The sequence below is a fragment of the Sporanaerobacter sp. PP17-6a genome, assembly GCF_900095615.1.
GTDB lineage: Bacteria > Bacillota > Clostridia > Tissierellales > Acidilutibacteraceae > Acidilutibacter > Acidilutibacter cellobiosedens.
The window spans coordinates 17,206-41,653 of the sequence record NZ_FMIF01000028.1 but is presented as its reverse complement, the minus strand read 5'-3'; the positions used below and the strand labels follow the sequence as shown (position 1 = coordinate 41,653).

Here is a 24,448-nt window from a genome sequence, read left to right as displayed (position 1 = left end):
ATAGTATTATATTTTCTAATATGAAACTCAATATTCCTTTAATTAGCTGTCAAAACCCTTTTCACCATCTTAATCTCAGCTCTATTATTAACAATCATCTTGAATTTTTATTTTAAACATATAGTTCCTACAATTCCGGCAATTAATGTAAGAAGTATTGGGTTTAAATCAAACTTTATATTCAAAAAAGCTGTAACAACAAAAATTATAAGAGAAACAAGGGAAACAGTCCCCAACGGATCTGAAAATAAATTGCTTATCTGCTGCCCCGGTAATAAAATAATTCCCAAAGCAATAGTAAGAGCTGCTGCTGCAATTAATCCCACGGCGGCAGGTTTAATTCCGGACAAGATGTCATTTACCAAATGACTTTCACGATACCTGGAAAAAAAGCGCATAACTAAAATAACCAAAATAAAAGATGGCAAAGAAACTCCCACAGTAGCAAAAAGAGCACCCCAAAAACCTTCGCTCAGATACCCTACATATGTTGCGGCATTAATTGCAATCGGTCCGGGTACTATCATATCAAGAGCATTTAAATCAGCAAATTGTTCCAAAGTAATACCAAATTTATGTGATTCGCTCAATATCATGGAAAGCATAGCATATCCGCCTCCAAAGCCGGCGAATCCAATTTTTAGAAAACTGAGAAATAGTTCCATAAGTTCCGTAATCATATTCTTTTGTCTCCTCTAATCTTATTTTTCACATTTTGATATATATAGCCTGCTACCCCGGCCATAATAACAACAAATAAGGCACTTACTTGTCCAAATGCAACCATCATAAAGGCTGATATCATAACAATAACGGCAAACCTGCTCTTTAAATTATATCTTCCAAGAGAAAAAGCGGCAGATAGTATCAATGCGGAAGAGGCTGCGCGAATCCCACGAAAGGCTCCCGCTAGAGCACCTTCCTGAGCAACCCTCTGTAACAGAATAGTAGCAACAACCATTAATACAAAAGAAGAAAATACAGCTCCCAATCCGGCGACCAGCATACCTATAATTCCTGCAGCGCTATATCCTACAAAAGATGCACAGTTTAATGCAATAACTCCCGGTAAAGTCTGGGAAAGAGTAGCATATTCCATAAAAGAATCTTTATCTAAAATTTTATATTTTTCTACAATATCCTTTTCAATGACAGGTAACATGGCAAGACCTCCTGCAAATGTAAAAGTACCTGCTTTGAAAAAAATATAGAACAATCTCCATAATATAACAGCATCTTTTTTTTTCATAGAAACCTCCAATGTTATTATTGCAGCAAAGCCTTCTCATCTCTTTCTGCTAACTTTTTATAATGTTTGTACAATATTCCAAAACGATATGGATATCCATTATGCCATGGCTTCTGTTTACCACAAAAATGCATAATGACGGTATTATAAATAATATATTCCATATTGACTTTTCCCTTTGTACTAATTAAATATGCACTATATCGGCGGGCATCATAATTATATAAACATTCATCCAAAGGCATAATTTTATCCCAATACAAGCCGTTAAGCACATCCTGATCCGGCAATATTAATTCACTGGCATGTTCTTCCACATAGCCTGATATCTCTGATATATCCATATCCTCACGTAATCGTTTTATATTCATTAACAGCACACCTGAATTGTAATATCTGTCTCCATCTGTTTTAAGACGTATTTTATTAATATATCCTATCATCATTTTATCATGAGCCGCAGCCGCAAATAAATAATCCCCAAGATCAATGTTGTATAATTTTTCAATTGGATTAAGTACTAAAATGTCAGGATCAAGATAAAGTACCTTATCTACTGTTGAAGGCAAAACAGTATAAGCAAAGAGGCGATAATACATTTCCTTGCTATAATAAAAATTAACAGGTGCATTAGAAAAAGTATCAGAATTAACAGGCAGTGGATATAGAGTATGACCGAAATATTTAACAAATGCTGCAAGATCCTTTATTTCATTTTCTCCTATATCCGTATACATAATATAAATAGTCAATTGTTTCTTACAATTGTCAAATAACGAACGCAGCATGACCTTAAGTGTCGGTACATAAGCTTCATTCAACGTTACTAATAAGTTCATCAATACTACACACCCCTTATATCATAATGTGTTTTTTTCATAACCCATAGGAAAGTCCTATTTGTCTTAATTATACTTGATTTTAAATGGGTTTCAAAAAAAGCTTCTTCTTTCATCTATTAATTATAACGAAACAAATATTAAAAATACCGCTACCTTTCTTTCCTATTAATTTTATCATATTTTTATTCTTTAGTGTACAGCTCACAATCGGAATTTATATATATTGTATTTAGTGTACAATTATTTTTTATATACAGGATAATATAATAAAATTAGAGGAGTATTAGTGAAATATTAAGATTTTATTAGAATTTAAAAAATTATATAAAAGAAGGTCAGCAGAGCATTAAAGGCAAATTAATATTATAATTTTATATTAAAATTTATAGCTAATTATAAATATAGATTTTTTTAATCTTCCCATCTAATTTAGTTTTACAATTGACCTATTTATGATAATATTATCATAATAATGTTTTTTAAAGGGAGTGATTAAAGTTGAAAGAAGACAGCTCAACAATTTGTTGGAATAATATTGGAGAAGAATGGGCAAAGTTTTCTGAAAATAATGATTACAGAAATTATTTTATAATGCCATATACAATCAATCTGATAGGTGACATAGGCAACAAAAAAATCTTAGATTTGGGGTGCGGAGAAGGAGAGTACTCACGAAAACTTGCAAGGAAAGGTGCTGATGTTACCGGCATCGATTGTTCATATAAATTAATCGAAATAGCAAAAACAAAATCCAAAGAGGAAAATTTGAACATTAATTATCTCGTCAGGAATAGCTGTAATTTAGAAAATATAAAAGATAATGCTTATGATATAGTCCTATCATCTATGATGTTAATGGATTGTGAAGATCTCAAGGAAACTGTTTCTGAAATATACAGGATTTTAAAGCCCAAGGGCAGATTATTTGCAAGTATTCTCCATCCGTGTTTCAGCGGACAAGCTGCCGGATGGAACAAAGATGACTGTGGAAATCAATTTTTTAAAATAACAGATTATTTCAATCCAAAAATTTATAAAGCAAAAATAAGTAACGAATTTAGTAATTCCGCTGTTTTCAGACATAGAACTTTAGAAGATTACTTTAAAATATTCCTAAAATACAAATTTGTCCTCGTAGATTATAATGAACCTGTTCCCGATAAAAAACAAACAGAAATTTCATATAGAATAGCAAGATTAGCACAAATCCCTCTATTTTTGTTTATGGAATGGGCAAAATAATATGCCGATTTATCTTAGAAATATATTTTATGGAACAAAAGTTTTTCTCCATTCATATTTTATACTGACCCAAATAAGAGCAATACTTGCATAATGAATTTCATACAAAAAGTCAAATTTGAAATGGAGGAAATTCAATGGGAAATATAGCTTTACAAATAGAAAGAACAGCATCAGGTGCGACAGTTGCTTCTACAGCTCGTGTAGTCTTTAATAATCTTGTATATTCAACAGGAGATATAGATTATAATCCCTCCACGGGTATTATTACCCTTAATAGTACGGGAAGATATATTATAAATTGGTGGGTTGCAATTCAGTCAACAGGATCAGCTAATGGAATGATATTCTCGCTCTTATCTTCACAATCAGATTCCATAACAGGAAGCTCCCCACAAATCGCAGGGCAGGTTAGCGGCATCGGAATTATCGATGTAGTTTCAGCTCCTGTGACACTGTCTTTAATAAATTCAAGTACGGGTACTTTAACCTATTCAGTAGCAATGCCTGTAAAAGCAAGTCTTATGGTATTTAAAGACGAACCTTCAGGAAATTCAAATGATACTACTTCCTTATGTTTTAGTTATGCTCAGCTAGCACACGTTATTGAGCAACTCATTACTATATATTCTGAGAGCGTTATGTCAGTTTTTACAACAAATGTCAATACAGTAACAGGAACGCCTTATCAGCTATATGCTTCTCCTGATGGGGATAATGGAGCAATTTTTGTATTAATAGATAGCCTCGGGCAATTCCAAGCTGTCCCCATAACACTAATAACAGCCATTTACGTTGGAGATAATACGGTATATGATGACTCCATCACTTATCTTACACCTCCGTCACCTCTTCCCAATGGATGCGACACTGATCTTATTGCTGCTATTCGTGACTATTTACCAATTTCCACAGAGGTAATAATGCAGATGGGGGCTACTACTCAAGCAAGCGGGGCAATTTATAAAAATGAATATGGTATTCTTGTACTGTCTGATGAAAATGGAAACACTCCTATTTTTATTCCTGTAACCAAAATAGCAAGGATAGTAACGGCTCCCCCAACTCCGTCAAAAAAACCCACACCCGTATCTGTTATAAACAACCCAGAATTAAATGTTCCCAGTAATCCTGATAATCCTAATGATTAATTTTAAATATATAAGCAGATAAAAAACTTGGATATATAATAACCCCTAAGGAAGCGGTAAAGTTACCGTTTCTTTAGGGGTTGATACTTCTTTAGAAACGACTTTTAGTTCTTCATTAATTATCTTTGATATCCTTCACGAATAAAATACCAAGAGTATTTGGACCACAATGGGAAGTTACTGCACATCCTGCCCTTGTAACAAGTATTTCCTTAAATATAAAATTTTCCTTTATGATATTTTTAACCATTTCAATAATATCCCCATCTACGCCGGAATGAGTAATAAATATGCGGGAATAGTCTATATCTGTAGTTGTTTTAAGTCTTTCTTGAACATAATTATAAATAGCATTCTTAAGCTTGCCTCTATACTTTTTGACTAATCTCATATTTCCTTCTAATACTTCTATGCATGGTTTTATATGTAAAATATTAGCTCCCACTACTGTAATAGAAGAGCACCTTCCTCCTTTATGCAAAAATTCCAAGCTATCTACTACAAAGCTTGTATTCACACAGGGAATTAATTTTTCTAAATTTTTTACAATGTCAGAAGCAGTCAACCCGCTATCTCTCATTTCACATGCTTTAATAACCAAAAGCCCAATTCCTGTAGAAAGATTTAAGGAATCTAAAACATAAACATTTGAAAGCTCTGAAGCAGCTAATGTGGCATTTTGATATACGCAAGAAACTTGACTGCTTAAACTAATATGTATAACAGAGCAACCCTTTGCAGTAAATTGTTTAAAAAATTTTACGTATTCCAAAACATTCGTCGCAGAGGTTTTTGGTAATAGACCGGTTTTATCATAGATTCCATAAATATCATCGGGCATTAAATCTACACAATCTTTGTAATCCTTATCTCCTATGGAAACATGCAATGGAATAATTTTGACATTATACTTATCAACAAGATCTTCGGACAAATCACATGCACTATCTGATGTTATTACAATGGCTTCACTCACAAATTCGCACCTTCTTTTCTATGATATTTGTTAAATCTTTTAGCCCAATATTATTATTATATTTTGTTATTAGAATGAATACCACAATTTAATATTTTTAAATACATAATATCAAAAAGGCTTACTTTAATCAAGAATAAAAAATAAGAACCATTGAAAGCTCTTTCAATATATTCCTCTTCATATATTCTTCATATTAATTGGATAGTATATTAATTAGGATAATTTAAATTAAAATTTAGAGAAAAGGTTTAAAAGGAAGTGGATAATTATGAAAAAAGATCATAATCTATTAAAGCATATGTTTCATATGATTCTCCGTTGCGGACTGCCCATAGTTATATTAAGTTTTTTGCCGCTTATAATAAAATTTAGTCCAAGCATCGGAAATATAATAGGAAAAATAGTGCCATTTTTATGCCCGATAATGATGATTTCTATGGTACTAATGATGTCTCGAGGTAGCGGAAAAGAAAATTGTTGTGACAATTCAAATAAAGATCATAATAAAAAATCAATCGAGATAAATAATCCCAATAAATAATACAACAAACCTATACTATACAATAATATGGCTTTAGTAGTTGTTCTACTAAAGCCATATTATTGTCACTGACCAATATATTTATCCCTGATCTTTTCTAAATCTACAGCTTTTAAATCATCAACAGATTCAATTATTCCTAAGATTTCGTTATTTTTAATAACAGCATATCCTCCTGCTTTATCGGCACTAAATTCCACTTCACTTACATCTTTCTCGGCAATGAAGGAAAAAACTTCATCCCCTGTAGTTACATCTATAATAATATACTCACCTTCCCAATTATCAAAATCACTTAAATCAAAAGTAATCTTTGCTTTTTCATTACTGCCAATAACAACTATTAACGGTTGAAATTCATATCCTATGCCTTTAAATTTGGCTGTTTGATATCCTTCAGCAACTAATGCTTTATTTATTAAAGTTTCCGTAGAAACTCTGGTTATATCATTTCCATATATACTGGGTTGATTGGAAACACCTGAATCGGAGCCATCAGTTACAGGACCGGCACAGCAACTCGGAACTGTACTTGCCGGAGGCAGGGATGAATCTGCTTTTGAAATATCTACGTCTTCAAGATTATCTACAATTTTTATTACGCCTCTTATCATACCCATCCAACAGCTAAAATTTATGTCTTTATCCTCCGGATTAAACTCTATGACATTTTCACCACTTTCTAATTTTTTTTCAATATTTAGCGATTGTGCTACAATAACGTTATTGCAGGAATTAATTTCTTTCCCGTCTATTACCCACCTAACTGGTATTCCCTTTTGTACATAAAAAGCATTAGGTGTATAGCCATTATTATCGGCAGTCATATTAATAATCTGAACACCATCCTTTAAAATAGCCTTAGCAACATTTCCCTTAGAAATTTCTTTTGAGCTGCCTGTAAGTGATGTCACAGGATTAATATTTATGCCGGCTAATGCAAAGCCTCTGTTTCCCATAATCAAACCAAGAACAATAATAAGAACTCCACTAAGTTTAAGTATTCTTTTGGAGCTATTCTTTCCTAAAAGTCCTGACAATGAACCAAAAATTAACATAAGAGGTACTGTCCCTATGGAAAACATAAACATTGATAAAGCACCTTTTACTGCACTTCCGGTTCCAAGGGCAAAAAGTTGCATTGTCTGAAGAGGTCCGCAAGGCATAATCCCATTTAAAACTCCGATTACAAAAGGTGAACCGGATTTGTTCTTAATTCTACAGGCAATGGGAGGCAATTTTATGTTAAACTTTCTAAATAGACTAAAACCAGCTATATTGAACCCCATCATGATCATAAATATACCTGCAAATATTTGTACGGCTGCCTTAGCTGTAATTGAAATGGAAAATACAGAACCGACAGCACCAATTATCCCTCCTATAATAGTATAAGATACAACTCTTCCCAGATTATATAAAACTGCCGGCTTAACAACTTCAAATTTATTTTTATTTTCCTTTGATAAGGTCTGGGAAAACATTATTCCACCGCACATTCCTATACAGTGTATAGATGTAAGTATTCCTACTAAAAAAATAACAGCATAAGAAGCATCGGCCAGCTTTTTCTCCATATCAAAACCACTGTTTTTTAAACTAAGAAATATTACAGCAACTACTACTATAAGAATTCCCATAAGCTTATAATCATTTGAATTTTGTGTACTATAGCCGGCATCCTCTATAGCAGCTTTAATTTTTCTTATGTTACATAACTCATCATCATATTCTACTTTGATAAACTGTCCGCCATAATTAGCTTTAACATTTAATACTCCATTTAATTTTTTTACAGCTCTTTCAACCCGATTTTCACAAGAAGTACAGGTCATTCCATATACTTTAATCTTCTCAATTTTAATACTCATATCCTTCCTCCTCATACTACTTATAGAATATAAGTATATAAAATAAATATGTTGATTTTGTGAAGAAAAATTTATTTATTAAAAAACACACTAAAAACAGTTCCTTTACCTTCTTCACTCTCTACATCTATACTTGCAGAATGAAGCTGTAGTATATTTTTAACAACAGTTAAACCTATGCCGTTTCCTACTGTTTGATTTCTGCTTCTATCTCCTCGGTAAAGACGTTCAAATATAAAAGGCAAATCTTCCTTTTTTATTCCGATACCGTTATCTTTAATTTTTACAATAATATTTTTATTACCACTATATAAATCAATCGATATTTTCCCGTCTTTCTTAGTAAACTTGAGAGCATTGGATATGAGATTTATAAATACCTGCTTTAATTTATCCTTATCTGCCATTATAATATAGTCCTTGTCAGGTTCTATGTTATAATATAATTCGATATTTTTGTTTTCTGCGGCCATATAAAAATCCTTACATACATCTTTAACCAATTCATCTAAAGATGTCCTCTCAAAATTGAGTTTTATACCTTCAGATTCAAATTCCTTTAATATATCTAAATTGTTTAATAATTTCCCAAATCTAATCACTTCTTCATTAAGATAATTAAGTCTATCGGTTGTAACGGGTAATACATTATCCATCATAGCCTCCAAGTTATTTTGAAGCACATTCAAGGGAGTTCTTATTTCATGAGATATGTCTGAGATCAACCTTTTTCTCAACATATCTTGATATTTAAGTTTTTTCCCCAATACATTGATACTTTTTATTAGAATTTCTAATTCTTCAATATTACTTTCACTATCAAACTTCATATTAAAATTTCCTTTAGAAAAATTTTCGGACATATTGGCTACTTCCCTAATCGGAATGGAAAATTGTCTTGAAAAATAAAGACTTATAGCAGCAGTAACGGTAAGAGCTATAATTCCGCTGACAATAATACTTCTGTTTATAGATTTTTTAAAATTCACATCGTCCTCGGACAATAATATAGGAGAGTATTGGCCTATATCTACATATCCCACTACTTCACCGTTAAGTTTTATACTAAATCTCTTAGAATTATAGATTCCTTTATTGCTTTTAAACATTGTATTTATATGGGTATTGTTTCTAATATTATCTGGATTCATCCCCCATACATATCTTTCATTCTTGTCAAGAAGGGCCAGACAGTAATTATTCATATAGGCCTCATGCATCAATTCAATGCCGGAACTATCTGTCCATTTTCCATCTCTTCTGTAGACTTCCCGAAAATAAGATACAATCCCTTCATATCTTTTATTCTGTATATCTATCATATATTTATCGAACTTATTATTTATTGTTATATTTACAAACAATATAATTAATAATATCGCTATAATCGAACAGGTAACAAACAAAATACTTAATTTTTTCCTGATTGTCTGCATTTAGTTTTCACCACCAAATTTATAGCCTACTTTCATAACGGTAATAATATATTTAGGATCCTTTGTATCCTCTTCTATCTTCTTGCGAATATTTTTTATATGAACATCGATAGTCCTGTCATATCCATCAAAATCCATACCAAATATTTTATTTATAATCTGTTCTCTTGACAAAACTCTTCCTTTGTTTACTACAAGAGCATATAATATATCAAATTCATTGGGGGTAAATGGAACTTCCTTTCCTTTTACTTTGACGGCTCTTTTATCATAATCAACAAGCAATCTCCCATCATTGAAAACAAAGTTCGAATTCCCATTTTCTGCAGTTAACCTTCTAAAAAGGGCATTGACTCTAGCTACCAGTTCTCTTGGACTGAATGGTTTAATTAAATACTCATCGGCTCCAATATTCAGTCCTTCTATTCTGTCATTTAAATTTCCCTTGGCAGTAAGCATAAATATATGCACATCAGAAGTTTTTCTTATGATTTTACATACTTCCTCTCCGCTTATATCCGGAAGCATTAAATCAAGTATTATAAGTTTTATATCCGTTGATTTAAAAATCTCTATACCTCTTAGACCGGTTGTGGTGCAATATACTTGATAACCTTCCTTTTCCAAATAAGCTTTTAGAATTTCAGATACTTTTTCTTCATCTTCAACTATCAAAATCTTATTCATATATTCTCCCTATACTTTCCTCTCTTTTTTATAATATGATAACCCAAGTTTATTAAATTTACATCTTAATTTAGATATATTATAACAATTTTATTTGAAGATAATATAAAGATTTATTACGTTATCAATTAAATTTATAATAGCTTCTATATTTTTCAAAATTACAAAAAAAGATGAACATAATATATAAAATGTTCATCCAATTCATTAGTCCTTAAATTTATAATATTTTTTTCTCTCATCTTATTTCGCTATTTAGGAGGTCTTGCAGAACTACGTCTGCAAATTATATTCAATGCTTTTATTTCCTCGTATACTTTTTCTACTTCCTCTTTAATCTTACTGACGTTGACATTCTTTCTGTTTAAATTATCCATAACTTCTTCAACAGCTTCTGAGTATTTTGCTTTATATTTTTTATTAAGCTCTGTCCAGTTAATTCCCTTAAAATGATCTATAATATCTGAATTTAATGATAATTCCTTCTGCAGCATAAGAACTGCTATTATGGGATACCCTGCATAGCCCCTCCAATAAGAAGCATTATCATTAGACGTATAAACTCCGTTTTCCCATGTGACAGTATATTCCTTTTCTCTATTTGACGACAAAACCACCGCAGATTCTTTCATTAAAGTTACTCTATTATCCGCAATTGCACTATATGCCTCATAAATTTTTTCTATAGGCGGTAATTTTCCCATTCTCTACAACTCCTATCTTTATTCTTTAAAATTCAAATTATCATTCCCTATATGCTTCCCGGAGCATCTTGATTTCCTCTCCATAACCTGATAATTCATTGGGAGTTTCTAAGATAAATGGCAGATGTCGCAGTTTAGGATGATTTATAATTTTAATAATTGCCTCTTTACCGATATATCCTTTTCCAATTTTTTCATGGCGGTCTTTGTGACTTGCAAATGGATTCTTGCTATCATTTAAATGGATTGCATACAATTTATCAAGACCTATAATTCTATCAAATTCATCTAAGACTCCATCTAAGTCATTAACTATATCATATCCGGCATCATAAACATGGCAAGTGTCAAAGCATACACCCATCTTGTCTGAAAGGTCAACATCGGAAATGATTTGTTTTAGTTCTTCAAATCTGCGGCCTATCTCCGTTCCTTTGCCGGCCATTGTCTCAAGAAGAACGATAGTGGTTTGTTCAGGCCTTAATATGGTATTGAGCATGTTTACAATATATTTTATTCCTACTTCCACTCCCTGCTTTACATGATTACCTGGGTGGAAATTATAAAAATTATTAGGTAGATATTCCATTCTGCCTAAATCCTCTGCCATAATTCTAGTTGTAAATTCCCTTATATTTTCATCTGCAGAGCATGGATTCAATGTATATGGTGCATGTCCCAAGATTGCAGTAAATTTGTTTTTCCTTATAATCTCTAATAAGGCTTCCATATCATTTTCATCTATTTCTTTTGCCTTACTGCCCCTGGGGTTCCGAGTAAAAAATTGAAATGTATTTGCTCCTATTTTAATAGCATCTTTTCCCATTGATTCATATCCCTTTGATGCTGATAAATGACATCCTATATTCAACATAGCTGTTCCCCCAACAAAGTTATTATATTCTCGTTTCCTTTTATATTTTCGATGTGCATGATGTACATCTACCATTTTTTTCTATCTTTAAAAGTTTTTCCTTTATATCCAAACCCCCTCCATACCCAACCAAACTGCCATTAGCTCCAATAACACGATGGCAAGGAATAATGATAGGAATGGGATTTCTATTGTTTGCCATACCTACTGCACGAGAAGCCTTGGAATTACCAACGTTTATCGCTATATCTTTGTAGCTTAGGGTTTCTCCGTAAGGAATTGCCTGCAATGCCTTCCAAACTTTTTGTTGAAACTCTGTGCCTTGAGGTACAAGGGGTAAATCAAAACTCTTTCTTTTTCCATTGAAATATTCCTGAAGTTCTTGATTTGCTTTCTTTAACAATGGAGTTTCAAAAACGTTCGTATTTTCAGGAATCTGTTCTCCAAAATTCACACGAATAATTCCAACACCATTTTCAACAATAGTTATTTTACCGATTATCGTCTCATAACAATATGCATTATTCATATTATAAATTCCTCCCGAAATTATTTTATACCAATACGCATACGATAACAAAAACATATCTCAAATTCATTATCCCCATAAATATCCATTATTTTTTTCTTAAAAGCCGTAAGATATGGAATGATTTCATCTCTGTCTGCCCTAATGCCGGCCTGTAATCCTCCATGGCTTAAAGCCATTTCTATAAATCTCTGAGCATTACAGCTTTCACAATTTGAAAAAACAATTTCTCTTGTATATCTAAATCTTCCGAGCTTTTCTATATTTGAAAGATGATTATTTTTATCCCATCTGACAAAACTATCTTTGATGTCTACATGTGTTGACTCCATTTCTCTTACTTTCTTAAAAAGTTTTTGGTATTCAATCTCTGCTTCCCAATTACATACAGGAGGCCAATCATAATCATAAACCGCAAAAATGCCCCTCATTTTTAATATCCTATATACTTCATTTAAAGTTGTTTCCGGATTCATCCAGTGAAAAGATTGAGAACATGTAATTACATCAGCACAATGATCCTTAAGTCCCGTATCGTCTGAAAATGAAGAAATGAATATTAAGTTGTCTAATGCGGAAGCCTTTTTCTTGGCTTCCTCTATCATATCTATGCTTGGATCAATTCCAATAACCTTATCACTTACGTTACTCCAAATTATTGTGGAAAGGCCGGTGCCGCATCCCATATCCACAACAAGAGATGGATTATATCCTAAATATTTTAATATAATTTTCTTTACATTTTCCGGACATTTAGGTCTTCCATGATCATAAATATCTGCAAAACCTACAAATCTATCTGCATTAAGTTGTAAATTTTCTCCCATATAAAATAACTTCCTTCCAAAATATATATGTTGAAAAATAATAACTCATCTGAAATAATCTAATCTAAATTCACTTTCATCATTTTTATTTTCACATATATAAATTTTTTACAATTTTAACATTAATCTAAAATTTCATGTTATTCATTTTATATATTTTATTGTACTATAAATTACCATTATATGCAACTTTATAGATCAATTCCAGCCTTTTGTGCCTGTGAATGCTGAAGTTTTCTGGGAATCGTATAAAGTCTGCCATCTTTTTGAAAATGAGCTCCCGTTTGTTTAAAATAAAACGGAACACCTTTTTGCAAACATTGTTCTCGGATGTCCAATACCCAGTCATAATTACATATACGAGCATTATCCCCGGATTCGCCACCGACCGTAACCATTTCAATGGCAGAAGAAAGATAGTCAGATAGATGAATAAATTCCAAGATTGGTTCGCATATAATACTTTTATGCTTAATTGGCTCAGCTAAAAATATGGGAAGTCGATAGTCTGCTCTGTCTTGATTTTCAACTGTACAACAGATAGAAACATTGTCATAACCTTCTTCCCAATCGTTAGGAAGATTTACATGAAAACGATCAATTCGCTTTGTGATGATAAAAAAATGTAAGTCATGCCTTATACGGATCATTTGCCATACTTCAGCTCTCCACGGATCTGCATCTTCAAGGAAAAAATCAGAGGTAAAACAGGTATAAACTGTTTCGTTGCCAACCAATTTATATCCTCCTGTTCTATTGCGTTTTAAAGGCAAATCAAAATTACCTGTTTTTGCAACTACTGAACTGTTTCTTTCATACTTTGCGTCAATTCGATACACGTAACAATTTTGACATCCTGGGCTGATCTTATGGCAACCATGCCAAGGATTCCAAGAAGACAAGTCAATCACCTTCTCCCAAATTTTCATTATTCCGTCCTGCATTAACGTCCGATAATATATTATAATAACTATAAATATATTTAATATCAATAATTACCATATTGTATTATAAAAAAAATTTGCAATATATTCATGGAAGTATTTTATGATGCAACCAAAAATGCTCGAAAAAACATTAAAATCATTCTTTCGAGCATCTGAAGTTAAATTATTGTCGCTACAAACAAAATAATAATTGTTGTCACAAATATAATTCCTAACAGTTTCCATAAATATTAATAATTAGAGATTACAGCAGTTTATCACATATCTCCTCTTGGATTTTAATCAATTAAAAGACTTAGTATTATATTATTTATCGTCATTTTTAGAAGTATCTTCTAAATCATCTTCATTTTTTTCATCATTTTGGTTCTCTTCAGGTTTTTCACCATTTTGATTTTCTTCGATTTTTTCATCATTCTGATTCTCTTCAGATAATGTTATTTGATTTTCAACATTACTTTCAACATTTTCAGCATTATTTTCAACATTAAATTTTGTTGCTACACCAGATGAACTTTTTTGCAATATCCATCCCAAGGTAAATAAAATAACTGCAAATGCTGCATATTGTCCGCAGTTTGACATATAAAAATTTGCTATATTATACTTATTTCCGCTGATTACCAACTGACCTTGTGAAACCATCTCAGAAATATATTTGAATGAGCTGGCTGCAGACCAAACCGTATAAATTACAAGTAATCCTGACAATACATATAAAACTAAACTTAAAACCGGAATTTTCTTTTTATTCATACTCCACTACCTCTCTATAATTTTTATCTAAAATATTTTATTGCTGTAGCATTTCTGCCTTTACTTTGCAGAAAAATTTTAATATTAAATGATATACTTTTCCCTATTTAACAGACAAATAATTGGAAAAATTTCTCTCGTTTTTTTCAGGTATACCTTTTGCCATATAAATACAGTAGTAAATTTAATATTAAATCAAATTAATAGTTAAATGATTTAACTATTAATAATAAGCATAACAGCTTATTTTTGAAAAGTCAACATATAACATAATCTCACATAATTTCACATAATTTATATTTTTCTGTAATTAAATATAATGGGAATCTTCTACCAAGGTCTACCACCAGTCAGCCATCCATTTTTCTCCCAATAATCCCTGTCAGTAGGGTTCCATTTACTTTTTTTCTGCATAAGACCCATAATGGAAAATAGAATTTTCGTCTTAAGAGTAGGTCTGGCTCTTCCAACGGATTTCTTAATCTTTCGCGAAAGATTATTAACTTCCCTTTCAATTATATTCTTCTTTTCATGGGATATATTCTCCCATCCTATAGCCTCAACGGCTTTGCCATAGGAATATATCTTTGGAACACCCCAGTAAAACAGATTATCTTTCATATTTTGATTGGCCTTTTTCATCCCTGCACCAGCAGCAGTTGAGATTACAAGACCAACTTTGCTAAACATAGTTTTATTGGGCCTATGGGGCATCCACTGATAGCCGAAGTGGTCAAGCAACGATTTTAACTGACCGCTGATTGAAAATACATACACTGGACTTGATAGAATGATTAAATCCGCCTTCTCCAATGATTCTGCAATGGGATGCACCTTGTCAAAATGAGGACAGGTATTCTCGCCATTAAGAAAGCAAGAAAAACAACCGCAACAATTCTGATCCATATCCCTTGGTAAAAAGAACTCATCTATTTTATCGGAATCATCAGTTAAACGATTCAAAAACAATTTGACGATATGATATGTGCTGCCTTTGTGCATTACACCATAGATTACAGTAATATTCAAAATTTCTACCTATCCTCCTATCAGAAGTTAAACCTAATTACAATAAGAAGCCACCCTAAAAACTTCCTTAGCATAAAATCTCATCTGTTAATATCTTAATATTATTCTTAATTAATTCCTATTAAACTCTGTTTTTGTTTTTTACATTATATAAGACATAGTTATTTAGAGTACATAATATTTTTAACGTTTTTTTCGCTAACAAAAACACCTTTAAATTTTTCTATATTAAATCTCTTTGTAAACAGATCACATTTGCATAGGAAAATATAATAAATGTTCTTGCCGCAGCCAAAGAGAGTCTCAAAATTTCCTTGTCCTTTTGAAATTATTAAGTCTGCATCATCAATTATTTCTTTTGATTTCATATTTATCTTGTTCAATTGTGTGCCAGGTATAGCCGTCCCATTTTCTACAACATTAGCTATATTGCAAAGTCCTACTTCTTTTGCATCTATAATGGTTGCATCATTATATACAGGGTCACCTCTTACAATAACATTTATAATTATGTTTGGGTATATTTCCTTTATTATTTTAATAAATATCTTATCAAAGACTATTTCTCCGGCATTATCAATAATATATGCGATTTGTCCGGCATTTTTTAATTTTTCTACGAAACCTTCGTATTCTTCAGCATCAATTAGTTGCTGTGGAACATCCTTAATTAACTTTCTTAATTCATCAATATCCACCTTATCCATGGCTCCAAAATCAATAAAATTGCCGATCATTGCATATTTTAAAGCCGTAAGAAGTTTATCTTCAGAATCGTAAATAAATCCTAAGATTTCTTCCTCCATAGAAATTGCAAGAGCATTATACTCTTTTTTTACTTCATAATAAGTATCCCCTAAGTTAAACTCATTATTTAACATTTCAATTATTTTTGAATTAAGATATGGAGAGGTATCACCTTTCTCAGACATTGAGACAACTTTAAATACCTCTTTCATAAACTTCAACTTTTTATCCTTATCAGCCTCATACTTGCTGAATAAAGAATCTGCTTTCCTTACAATACAATAAATACATTCCAATCCTGCATCCATGATTAGCCTCCGAATTCTATATTTATACCATATCTTTTTACTAATATCCTGCTCTTTGAAAAGTTAATTGTCCCTTCTAAAATCATAAAATAGCTACTAAATACTTACTTTGTCAAGTTCTTGCAGGTTATATAGACGAATAATTTTTATAAGTTTCATTGAATATTGAGAATCTGTAGCATACCCTGCTCTTCTTAAAGCCCATGCTCCCTGAGTGCTGTCATGCATTACCTCTCTAAAAGGCTCATATCTTTCGGCTGTAAGTAACAAATTATTATGGTCCTTCCAACTTTCCTCTACATTATTGTAAGCTCTGAATTCAGCGTCAATACGATAAGATACTCCGTTATATTCTTCCCATGTATTTGATGTAACAGAACCGGCAGTTCCAATACCTTTTACTCCGAATAAATTATAAGAAAGTTGTCCGTCATATTTATCCACAGGTACACTCTGCCCCCAACCCGTTTCGAGAATAGCTTGAGCAGTCTGAAGTGAAGCCGACATCCCTGTTTTTTTCCATGAATCTTCAGCCATTTTTGATGCCATATCAATGAATTTACTCTTTTCAATTATCGGTAAAGCTGTATAAATTTTATCCAAATAAATCGTAACAGGCACCTCTTCAGTTTCAATTTCCTTTCCTGACTCATATATTCCCTTAGCCTTGATTTTCCAAGTTCCGGCATCCCCTTTAACGGGCGTATAAGCATACTCCGTCAAATAGTCCTCACCTTCGGCAACAGCTTTTTCTTTCCCAGTTTTGGAATTAATCATAATATATTTAATACTATTCAAAGAAACATTGCTAAGAACCTTCAACTTCACAGTTCCCGTAATAACTTGATTCGGCCCTATTCCTTGTAAAAGGATTTTTGGAGTTCCAATCGGATTAACGGTAACACTGTCACTTGTGTAGGAACGTCCCGATGTATCTTTAACTCTGACAAAGAGCTCTTTCTCTCCTGATATCTCCGGCCCCGGGAACCAAGTATAATTTCCATAGCCAATCTTTGATAAAACTTTTTCTGCTCCGGTTTTAGGATCTCTCATCACATATTCGGTTTCACTTACTTCAAAATTTCTTGAAGTCGACAGCGTAACGGGGTTGTCGATTGTCTGGCCTTCCGAAACCCCTCTCAATGATAGTTTTCGTTCTATATTAATTTTAGCATCAATGGACTGGCTGGGGTAAGGATTGTCATTAATATCATAGGCTGTTACCTTTACAGAAACATTTCCGTTATCCTCTACCATTAAAGTCTTATTAAATATACCTTGAGGATCTAACTCCGGAGAAGTATAAACTTTGCCCTTGTCTTTATTTTTTATCTCATATTTAACATAAGCTGCTGAAAAATTTAACCCTGCATTTAGCTGCATTTTGTCTTCTATTATTACCTGGTTTTGAACTAATTCGGTTAATGATACCTGAGGAGCTATACTTACTTGTACGGAAATGGAATCCCCGGCCAAAAATTCTCCATTGGCATCATAAATTGCAGCTACAAGAATTTTTTCTCCATTATCCTGAATACTTGGCATCCACTTATATTTATCCGTCAAGTTTTCTCCTCTGGCGATTATAAATCCCTTTGCAGTATCGGGATTAATCAGAAGATATTTTATCTCTGCTGCTCCTTCCGGAAGAGTCGGAAATACTGCTTGGAGATCTGTTGTTCCCGTAATAACTTGTCCGGATTTTAGAGATGAGATTTTCATGTCAAAGAATGGGGTAATGTTAGACGTTTGTGAAGAATCAACGTAAACCGTCCTCTCTGAATCATTCCAATCAATTTTTACATTTAATGCATTACTTATTAAGCGAAGAGGTACATAAGTATGATCTTTTATAATACAAGGAGATACATCACTCAAATTATAAATTTTCTCCTTATTAATTTCATACTGTGTCAGTCTACTATCAATTCTCAGCAAAATCGAACGGTCTCCCTTTATAATTTGCACAGTCCTATCATCATTATTCCACTTTACCTCTGCTCCTAACTGTTCAGCTACAGTACGGATGGGTACGATAGTTCTATCATTCTTTATTACCGGCACAACGTCGGTGATATTGTGACCGTCAACTACTAATTTTACGGAACTATCGGCAAGAACTTTAGGTATAATCATCCATAAAGCCAATATGAATAACATTACCAATAAAATCAATAAATGATAATTAACCTTATTATTTTTTACTTCCATTTTTTATACTCACTCCCTTATAAATTATGCTGCCTCCGAATTAATTTTTATTATTCATACTACGCATCCACAGTAGTTTTTATGCTTATTTTCTCCTTATTAAAATGCCTTTCATATGTTCTGAACTATTATGTAAATTATAAATCTTCTGTTTTTCTTCTTCTGTACATCCAATTAATATTTTTATTTCCGAATCCCTTTTCAGTAAATCAACAGTACAAATTATAGAATCTACAGTATTTTCCTTATTCGATCCCTGCCAAACGTCAATTCCATTTCCGTCCATTGACGCTGTATCTTTTAAGTATCCATAATCTACATCATAAAGTATGTCTGAATATTTCGGATGCCTTGTCCCTTTCGGTCTGTCAATAATAATTTCCGATTTGGAAACTAATTCATCTAAAGCAATCCAAAAACCTTCATCTATGTCCATAAGTCCACCTCTTTTTTAATGAGCTCTTTGCATAATTCAATATTCTCCATCAATGCTATACATAAATTCTTAATTTAATTCTACCATATTTTTTCCTTATAGTGAGTATCCCTGACTGAAATAAGCATAAAAATTATTATGCAAATACTGGAATATAATGTGGTAAATAGCGTAGTTAACTGGTATAAACAATGAAAAAGCTGATAATAAATTCTATAATACCGGATTTAACTCAAGCCATTTTTTCAGTATGAGAATGTTATAAGAATATTCAGAAATCAATTTTTCAAGAATGTCTTTACTTGATAATATAGATGACCCAAGAGGAAAAAATACTGCATTGGTATCCATGGTTATAACCTCCAATAATTTGGTTACCATAAACTCATTTAGAATAGAAATCTACTTTATTCAGTATGCCTACATTTTAATGTATTCATTTAAAATATTGTAAGTATATTCTATTATTTCATTGCAGGATACACCTTTCTTCTTTAATTCTAAACATTCATAGGTACCATATTTTTCTTTTATTTTGTTCATGATTTCCTTTGTATATTCTCTTGATTCATTCTTATCACTTGATTCTTCCCTCCCTTTTATTGCCCCTAATGCAATAAGCACTCCCGTAATTGCTCCGCAGGTGCTACCTACTGTCATACCTCTGCCAAAGGGACTGGCAATAGAAACAGGAATATTTAATTTCTTTTCTTCATTAAATGCTTTTATTATAGATTCCGCACAATTATATCCTTGTTTATGGTATTCCAATACTTTCACCATTTATTTAACTTCACCCCCTATATTTAATATATGCATATTATTCATCCATCAACATTTAATATCCCAATTTATAAATTACAGAAACTTTAAAAAATCATATAAATTCTATGATATAATATTTATTGAATATAAATATTTTACCTTATTGAAAAGCATAAGTCATGTATTTAAATTATATTTTTTAGTTTAAGTCACAAAAATTAAAAAATATTTCAATTATCGGAGGTATTATAATGTATATAGATTCTGCAAGTATAACACCCAATGGCCAATTGGGAATAATAGCTCTCGAAAGCTGTAAAGAGTTAGGAGCTAAAATCGATTACTATTTGCAAAAGGAAAGAAAGAATAACCTGGAAGGTCATCATAGTAGAAAAGAAAGTAACAAGGAAACTTTTCTCATATCTGCTGAAGAGGTAAGATTTTCAAATGGGGAAGGGAAAATGTAAAAAGGAAGCCTTTTTTGAAACCCATTTTACGGAAAATATAAATTAAGGTAAATAGGATTTTCCTATGGGTTATAAAAAAAGCTTCTATTATTTTTTATTTGTCACATCTTCTATTCCACAACCATGCAACTCCACAAAGTGAATGAAACAGTTTAAAAAATCATCATTCCAATTCAAAGGCTCCGGTATAAAGTTGATAATATCTACCCTTTTCTTTTATCAATTCTTCATGATTTCCGCGTTCGATAATCCTTCCGTTATCAATCAGCATGATAACATCAGCATTTTGAACAGTGGATAATCTATGAGCAATGACAAATACGGTACGCCCCTTCATAAGGGCATCCATACCTTGCTGTACCATTATTTCTGTACGGGTATCAATGCTTGAGGTCGCCTCATCCAAAATAAGCACCGGCGGATTCGCAACTGCAGCACGTGCTATGGAAAGAAGTTGACGTTGCCCTTGAGACAAATCACCGCCATCATCTGTAATCATGGTATTATAACCATCAGGCAGCATTGATATAAAACTATCGGCATTTGCGAGCTTCGCCGCTTCATATACTTCCTCATCTGTAGCATTTAGATTACCGTATCGGATATTTTCCATAATCGTACCCGTAAACAAATGAGTATCCTGCAATACCATGGCAAGGGAACGGCGAAGGTCGCTCTTCTTGATTTTTTTGATATTAATACCATCATAATAGATTTTGCCTTCCTGTATATCATAAAAACGGTTAATCAAATTAGTGATAGTCGTCTTACCTGCTCCAGTAGCACCTACAAACGCAACTTTCTGTCCCGGTGCTGCATAAAGGTTGATATTATGAAGTGTGGTTTCTTCTTCTGTATAGCCAAAATTTACATCTATAAAGCGAACATCCCCTAAAAGCCTCGTATAAGTAATACTACCATCAGAATGTGGATATTTCCAAGCCCAGATTCCTGTACGTTCTTTTACCTCAACTATTTTATCTCCTTCAATTTTAACATTGACAAGGGTAACATACCCATTATCTTCTTCCGGTTTTTCGTCCATTAATTCAAAAATCCTCTCTGCACCTGCAAAGGCCATAATAATAAAGTTAGATTGTTGAGCAATCTGCCCCAGCGGCATGGTAAAAGAACGGCTGAGCTGCAAAAAAGCTGCTATACTTCCCAATGTCAGCCCTCCTACATTTTTAATACCCATTATGCCGCCCAATATGGCAATCAAAATATATAAAAGTGTGCTTAAGTTAAACATAGTAGGCATCAATATATTTGCCAGCTTATTCGCCTGAGTCGAACTATAACAGAGTTTTTCATTAAGAGCATCAAAATCCTCTCTAGCCTTTTTCTCATGGCAAAAAACCTTGACAACTTTTTGCCCTTCCATCATTTCTTCGACATAACCGTTCACCTCTCCCAAGGATTTCTGTTGCTGTCCGAAATATCTCTTACTTTTATTCCCTATTTTGAATATTGTAAGAACCATCAATCCGGTAAAAGCAGTCGCAAACAATGTCAAATGAATGCTGATATACACCATACTGACAAATACAACAATCATGGTAACTACAGATGAAAAAACCATCGGAATACTTTGACTGATCATTTGACGCAATGTATCCGTATCATTTGTATAGCGGCTCATTGTTTCCCCATGAGTATGGGTGTCAAAATACTTAACCGGAAGCATCTCCATATGAGAAAACATGTCATCACGAATTCTTTTAAGTACTCCCTGAGAAATAGTCGCCATTAAAAAATTATACAGATAAGTGCAGAGCACGCCAACAAAATATATCCCCACCATATATAAGATTATATGAAAGAGCGGTGTAAAATCCGGTTTTGCTTGTGATAACATGGGAGTAATATAATCATCAATCAAAACTTGCAGAAATAGAGAGCCTATTACTCCTGCCGATGCACTTATGAGAATACTGATGCATACAAATATAAATCGTGCTTTATATGTTCCTGCGATATAACCAATCAGGCGTTTAGCCGTTTTGTTTCTTCTTGATTTCTTGTTTTCCATCATATAATGCCCCCTTTATCTGCGAATTATAAATCTCTTGATAAATCCTATTTGTCTTCAGCAATTCCTCAGATGTTCCGATTCCGTCGATTCTGCCATCATTTAATATGATAATTTTGTCTGCATCCTCAACGGAAGAAATACGTTGGGCAATAATAATTTTTGTAGTATTCGGTATCTCTGTACGTAAGGCTTTACGTATAAGGGCATCTGTTTTGGTATCCACCGCACTGGTAGAATCGTCAAGAATCAATATTTTAGGTTCTTTAAGCAGCGCTCTTGCAATACAAAGTCGCTGTTTTTGTCCACCTGAAATATTACTGCCTCCTTGTTCTATATAAGTATCATAACCCTCAGGAAATGATCGGATAAAATCATCTGCCTGGGCAATTTCGCAAGCACGTATAAGTTCTTCATCTGAGGCATCTTCATTTCCCCATCGCAAATTATCCTTAATGGTTCCCGAAAAAAGCACGTTCTTTTGCAACACCACAGCAACTTCGTTACGTAATTTGTCCATATCATAATCCCGAACATCAATACCTCCAATTTTAACCGAACCTCCGGTAACGTCATAAAGCCTTGGTATCAAATGGATCAAAGTTGTCTTGGCGCTCCCGGTTCCTCCCATAATGCCAACCACTTCTCCAGAATTAATACTAATATTTATATCTTTAAGGCAAAGCTTGTTTCCGTCTTTTATATAGCTAAAATCAACATGATCAAACTCGATAGAACCGTCTTTTACATTAAGTATCGGATTATTACTGTTGTGGAGATCACTTTCTTCTTCAAGAACTTCAACAATACGATTAGCCGAAGTCCTTGATATAATAATCATCACAAAAACCATTGATATCATCATAAGACTATTTAGAATTTGCATAGTATATGCAAAAATACTCATCATTTCTCCTGTAGTCATTGTATTGGAAACAATCATTTTCGCGCCCATCCATGAGATAAGTAAAATACAAGTATAAATACAAAATTGCATGAGTGGGTTGTTAAATGCCAGCATCTTCTCTGCCCTTACAAAATTATTATATATATCCGTTGAACGTTCGTGAAATTTTTCATTTTCATAATCTTCATTCACAAAAGATTTTACGACGCGGATGCCTCTGACATTTTCCTCAACAACGGTATTTAAATTATCATATCTACGAAAAACTCTCACAAAAATCGGATGTACTTTAATTGCAATTCCAAAAAGTCCAACTGCAAGCACAGGAACAACAAATACAAAAATAAATCCTAATCTGGCATTAATATTAAAAGTCATAATCATGGCAAAAATAAGCATCATCGGAGCACGAGCCAGCATACGAATCACCATCTGATAGGCATTTTGAACATTTGTTACATCAGTAGTCATTCTTGTAATCAAGCTGGCCGTAGAAAATTTATCGATATTGGAAAAGGAAAAATTTTGGATATTGTAATACATATCATGGCGCAAATTTTTGGCAAACCCTGCGGATGCCCTTGCAGCCAATTTCCCTGAAGAAACGCCAAACAAAAATGAAGCTGCCGCCGCAATAATTAAAATGCTTCCCATTTTCCATATATAGTTCATATCCCCAGGTTCAATACCGTTATCAATAATTTTTGCCATTAAAATAGGAATGACTACATCCATAACCACTTCAAAGGTCATCATTATCGGTGTAAGTATGGAATCTCTTTTATATTCTCTTACACTTTTTATCAATCGTTTCAACATAAAATTCATTCTCCTTTACTGCATACTGTAACTCTAATTAATGTTATCGGGCATATTGTCATACTGACAATATGCCCAAAATGAATAGTCAA

The 24,448-nt window shown here is 32.7% G+C and carries 25 protein-coding genes; 4 read left to right on the top strand and 21 right to left on the bottom strand.

Translation table 11 applies throughout. The features are described from left to right. Positions 1-107: 107 nt before the first annotated feature. From PP176A_RS11845 to PP176A_RS11835, 3 genes are read right to left on the bottom strand one after another with little or no spacing between them, the layout of a single operon-like run. On the bottom strand, positions 108-680 hold the full coding sequence (locus PP176A_RS11845; protein ID WP_071140690.1) for a chromate transporter: 573 nt from the start codon (positions 678-680) through the stop codon (positions 108-110). After that, complete coding sequence (locus tag PP176A_RS11840; RefSeq protein WP_071140689.1) at positions 677-1,249, bottom strand: chromate transporter; 573 nt, start codon at positions 1,247-1,249, stop codon at positions 677-679. Before PP176A_RS11840 ends, PP176A_RS11845 begins: the two co-directional genes overlap by 4 nt. Before the next feature lie 17 nt (positions 1,250-1,266). Then, a complete protein-coding gene (locus tag PP176A_RS11835) occupies positions 1,267-2,088 on the bottom strand; it encodes a glycosyltransferase family 8 protein (protein WP_071140688.1) in 822 nt (273 codons plus the stop codon). Between the two features lie 501 nt (positions 2,089-2,589). Between PP176A_RS11835 and PP176A_RS11830 the strand changes: the two genes are divergently transcribed. Then, positions 2,590-3,333: a class I SAM-dependent methyltransferase gene (locus PP176A_RS11830; RefSeq protein WP_071140687.1), complete on the top strand. Its 744-nt coding sequence runs from the start codon at positions 2,590-2,592 to the stop codon at positions 3,331-3,333. Positions 3,334-3,470: 137 nt separating this feature from the next. After that, on the top strand, positions 3,471-4,484 hold the full coding sequence (locus PP176A_RS11825; RefSeq protein ID WP_071140686.1) for a hypothetical protein: 1,014 nt from the start codon (positions 3,471-3,473) through the stop codon (positions 4,482-4,484). 115 nt (positions 4,485-4,599) lie between these two features. Here PP176A_RS11825 and PP176A_RS11820 read toward each other — a convergent pair whose 3' ends face one another. After that, entirely contained in the window at positions 4,600-5,460 is an 861-nt protein-coding gene (locus PP176A_RS11820; RefSeq protein WP_083381937.1) for a DegV family protein, read from the bottom strand. Positions 5,461-5,731: 271 nt separating this feature from the next. Between PP176A_RS11820 and PP176A_RS11815 the strand changes: the two genes are divergently transcribed. Further along, entirely contained in the window at positions 5,732-6,004 is a 273-nt protein-coding gene (locus PP176A_RS11815; RefSeq protein WP_071140685.1) for a hypothetical protein, read from the top strand. A 65-nt stretch (positions 6,005-6,069) separates the two neighbouring features. On the opposite strand, the gene PP176A_RS11810 is transcribed toward PP176A_RS11815, so the two are convergent. From PP176A_RS11810 to PP176A_RS11745, 15 genes are all read right to left on the bottom strand, one after another. Then, positions 6,070-7,875: an urease accessory protein UreH domain-containing protein gene (locus PP176A_RS11810; protein WP_071140684.1), complete on the bottom strand. Its 1,806-nt coding sequence runs from the start codon at positions 7,873-7,875 to the stop codon at positions 6,070-6,072. A gap of 71 nt (positions 7,876-7,946) precedes the next feature. Beyond that, positions 7,947-9,311, bottom strand: a complete 1,365-nt coding sequence (locus tag PP176A_RS11805; protein ID WP_071140683.1) for a HAMP domain-containing sensor histidine kinase — start codon at positions 9,309-9,311, stop codon at positions 7,947-7,949. Then, positions 9,312-9,998, bottom strand: a complete 687-nt coding sequence (locus PP176A_RS11800) for a response regulator transcription factor (RefSeq protein WP_071140682.1) — start codon at positions 9,996-9,998, stop codon at positions 9,312-9,314. It abuts the gene before it with no gap. A 251-nt stretch (positions 9,999-10,249) separates the two neighbouring features. Then, the gene (locus tag PP176A_RS11795; protein WP_071140681.1) at positions 10,250-10,702 is read right to left on the bottom strand and encodes a hypothetical protein; all 453 of its coding nucleotides are present in this window, start codon (positions 10,700-10,702) and stop codon (positions 10,250-10,252) included. Positions 10,703-10,742: 40 nt separating this feature from the next. Further along, positions 10,743-11,576, bottom strand: a complete 834-nt coding sequence (locus tag PP176A_RS11790; RefSeq protein ID WP_071140680.1) for a deoxyribonuclease IV — start codon at positions 11,574-11,576, stop codon at positions 10,743-10,745. A 40-nt stretch (positions 11,577-11,616) separates the two neighbouring features. Further along, complete coding sequence (locus PP176A_RS11785) at positions 11,617-12,105, bottom strand: methylated-DNA--[protein]-cysteine S-methyltransferase (protein WP_071140679.1); 489 nt, start codon at positions 12,103-12,105, stop codon at positions 11,617-11,619. Positions 12,106-12,125: 20 nt separating this feature from the next. Further along, positions 12,126-12,932 (bottom strand): class I SAM-dependent methyltransferase, encoded by an 807-nt coding sequence (locus PP176A_RS11780; RefSeq protein WP_071140678.1) that lies wholly within the window; start codon positions 12,930-12,932, stop codon positions 12,126-12,128. Between the two features lie 191 nt (positions 12,933-13,123). Continuing rightward, positions 13,124-13,861 carry a DUF5131 family protein gene (locus PP176A_RS11775; protein ID WP_234958923.1) on the bottom strand — a complete coding sequence of 246 codons (738 nt, stop codon included), beginning with the start codon at positions 13,859-13,861 and terminating at the stop codon, positions 13,124-13,126. A gap of 324 nt (positions 13,862-14,185) precedes the next feature. Continuing rightward, positions 14,186-14,635: a hypothetical protein gene (locus tag PP176A_RS11770; protein WP_071140677.1), complete on the bottom strand. Its 450-nt coding sequence runs from the start codon at positions 14,633-14,635 to the stop codon at positions 14,186-14,188. 330 nt (positions 14,636-14,965) lie between these two features. Continuing rightward, a complete protein-coding gene (locus tag PP176A_RS11765; protein ID WP_083381936.1) occupies positions 14,966-15,664 on the bottom strand; it encodes a flavodoxin family protein in 699 nt (232 codons plus the stop codon). Positions 15,665-15,825: 161 nt separating this feature from the next. Beyond that, on the bottom strand, positions 15,826-16,719 hold the full coding sequence (locus PP176A_RS11760) for a damage-control phosphatase ARMT1 family protein (RefSeq protein WP_071140676.1): 894 nt from the start codon (positions 16,717-16,719) through the stop codon (positions 15,826-15,828). A 96-nt stretch (positions 16,720-16,815) separates the two neighbouring features. Beyond that, a complete protein-coding gene (locus PP176A_RS11755) occupies positions 16,816-18,930 on the bottom strand; it encodes a stalk domain-containing protein (protein WP_071140675.1) in 2,115 nt (704 codons plus the stop codon). An 85-nt stretch (positions 18,931-19,015) separates the two neighbouring features. Then, positions 19,016-19,366 carry an Inorganic pyrophosphatase gene (locus PP176A_RS11750; protein WP_200796145.1) on the bottom strand — a complete coding sequence of 117 codons (351 nt, stop codon included), beginning with the start codon at positions 19,364-19,366 and terminating at the stop codon, positions 19,016-19,018. A 213-nt stretch (positions 19,367-19,579) separates the two neighbouring features. Next, positions 19,580-19,717 (bottom strand): hypothetical protein, encoded by a 138-nt coding sequence (locus PP176A_RS16260; protein ID WP_159429063.1) that lies wholly within the window; start codon positions 19,715-19,717, stop codon positions 19,580-19,582. 69 nt (positions 19,718-19,786) lie between these two features. Beyond that, positions 19,787-20,149: a C-GCAxxG-C-C family (seleno)protein gene (locus tag PP176A_RS11745; RefSeq protein WP_071140674.1), complete on the bottom strand. Its 363-nt coding sequence runs from the start codon at positions 20,147-20,149 to the stop codon at positions 19,787-19,789. Positions 20,150-20,382: 233 nt separating this feature from the next. Here PP176A_RS11745 and PP176A_RS11740 point away from each other — a divergent pair, with 233 nt between their 5' ends. After that, complete coding sequence (locus PP176A_RS11740; protein WP_071140673.1) at positions 20,383-20,598, top strand: hypothetical protein; 216 nt, start codon at positions 20,383-20,385, stop codon at positions 20,596-20,598. 163 nt (positions 20,599-20,761) lie between these two features. On the opposite strand, the gene PP176A_RS11735 is transcribed toward PP176A_RS11740, so the two are convergent. After that, positions 20,762-22,633 carry an ABC transporter ATP-binding protein gene (locus PP176A_RS11735; protein WP_071140672.1) on the bottom strand — a complete coding sequence of 624 codons (1,872 nt, stop codon included), beginning with the start codon at positions 22,631-22,633 and terminating at the stop codon, positions 20,762-20,764. After that, complete coding sequence (locus PP176A_RS11730; protein ID WP_071140671.1) at positions 22,593-24,356, bottom strand: ABC transporter ATP-binding protein; 1,764 nt, start codon at positions 24,354-24,356, stop codon at positions 22,593-22,595. The genes PP176A_RS11735 and PP176A_RS11730 overlap by 41 nt, the downstream gene beginning before the upstream one ends. Positions 24,357-24,448 lie beyond the last annotated feature (92 nt).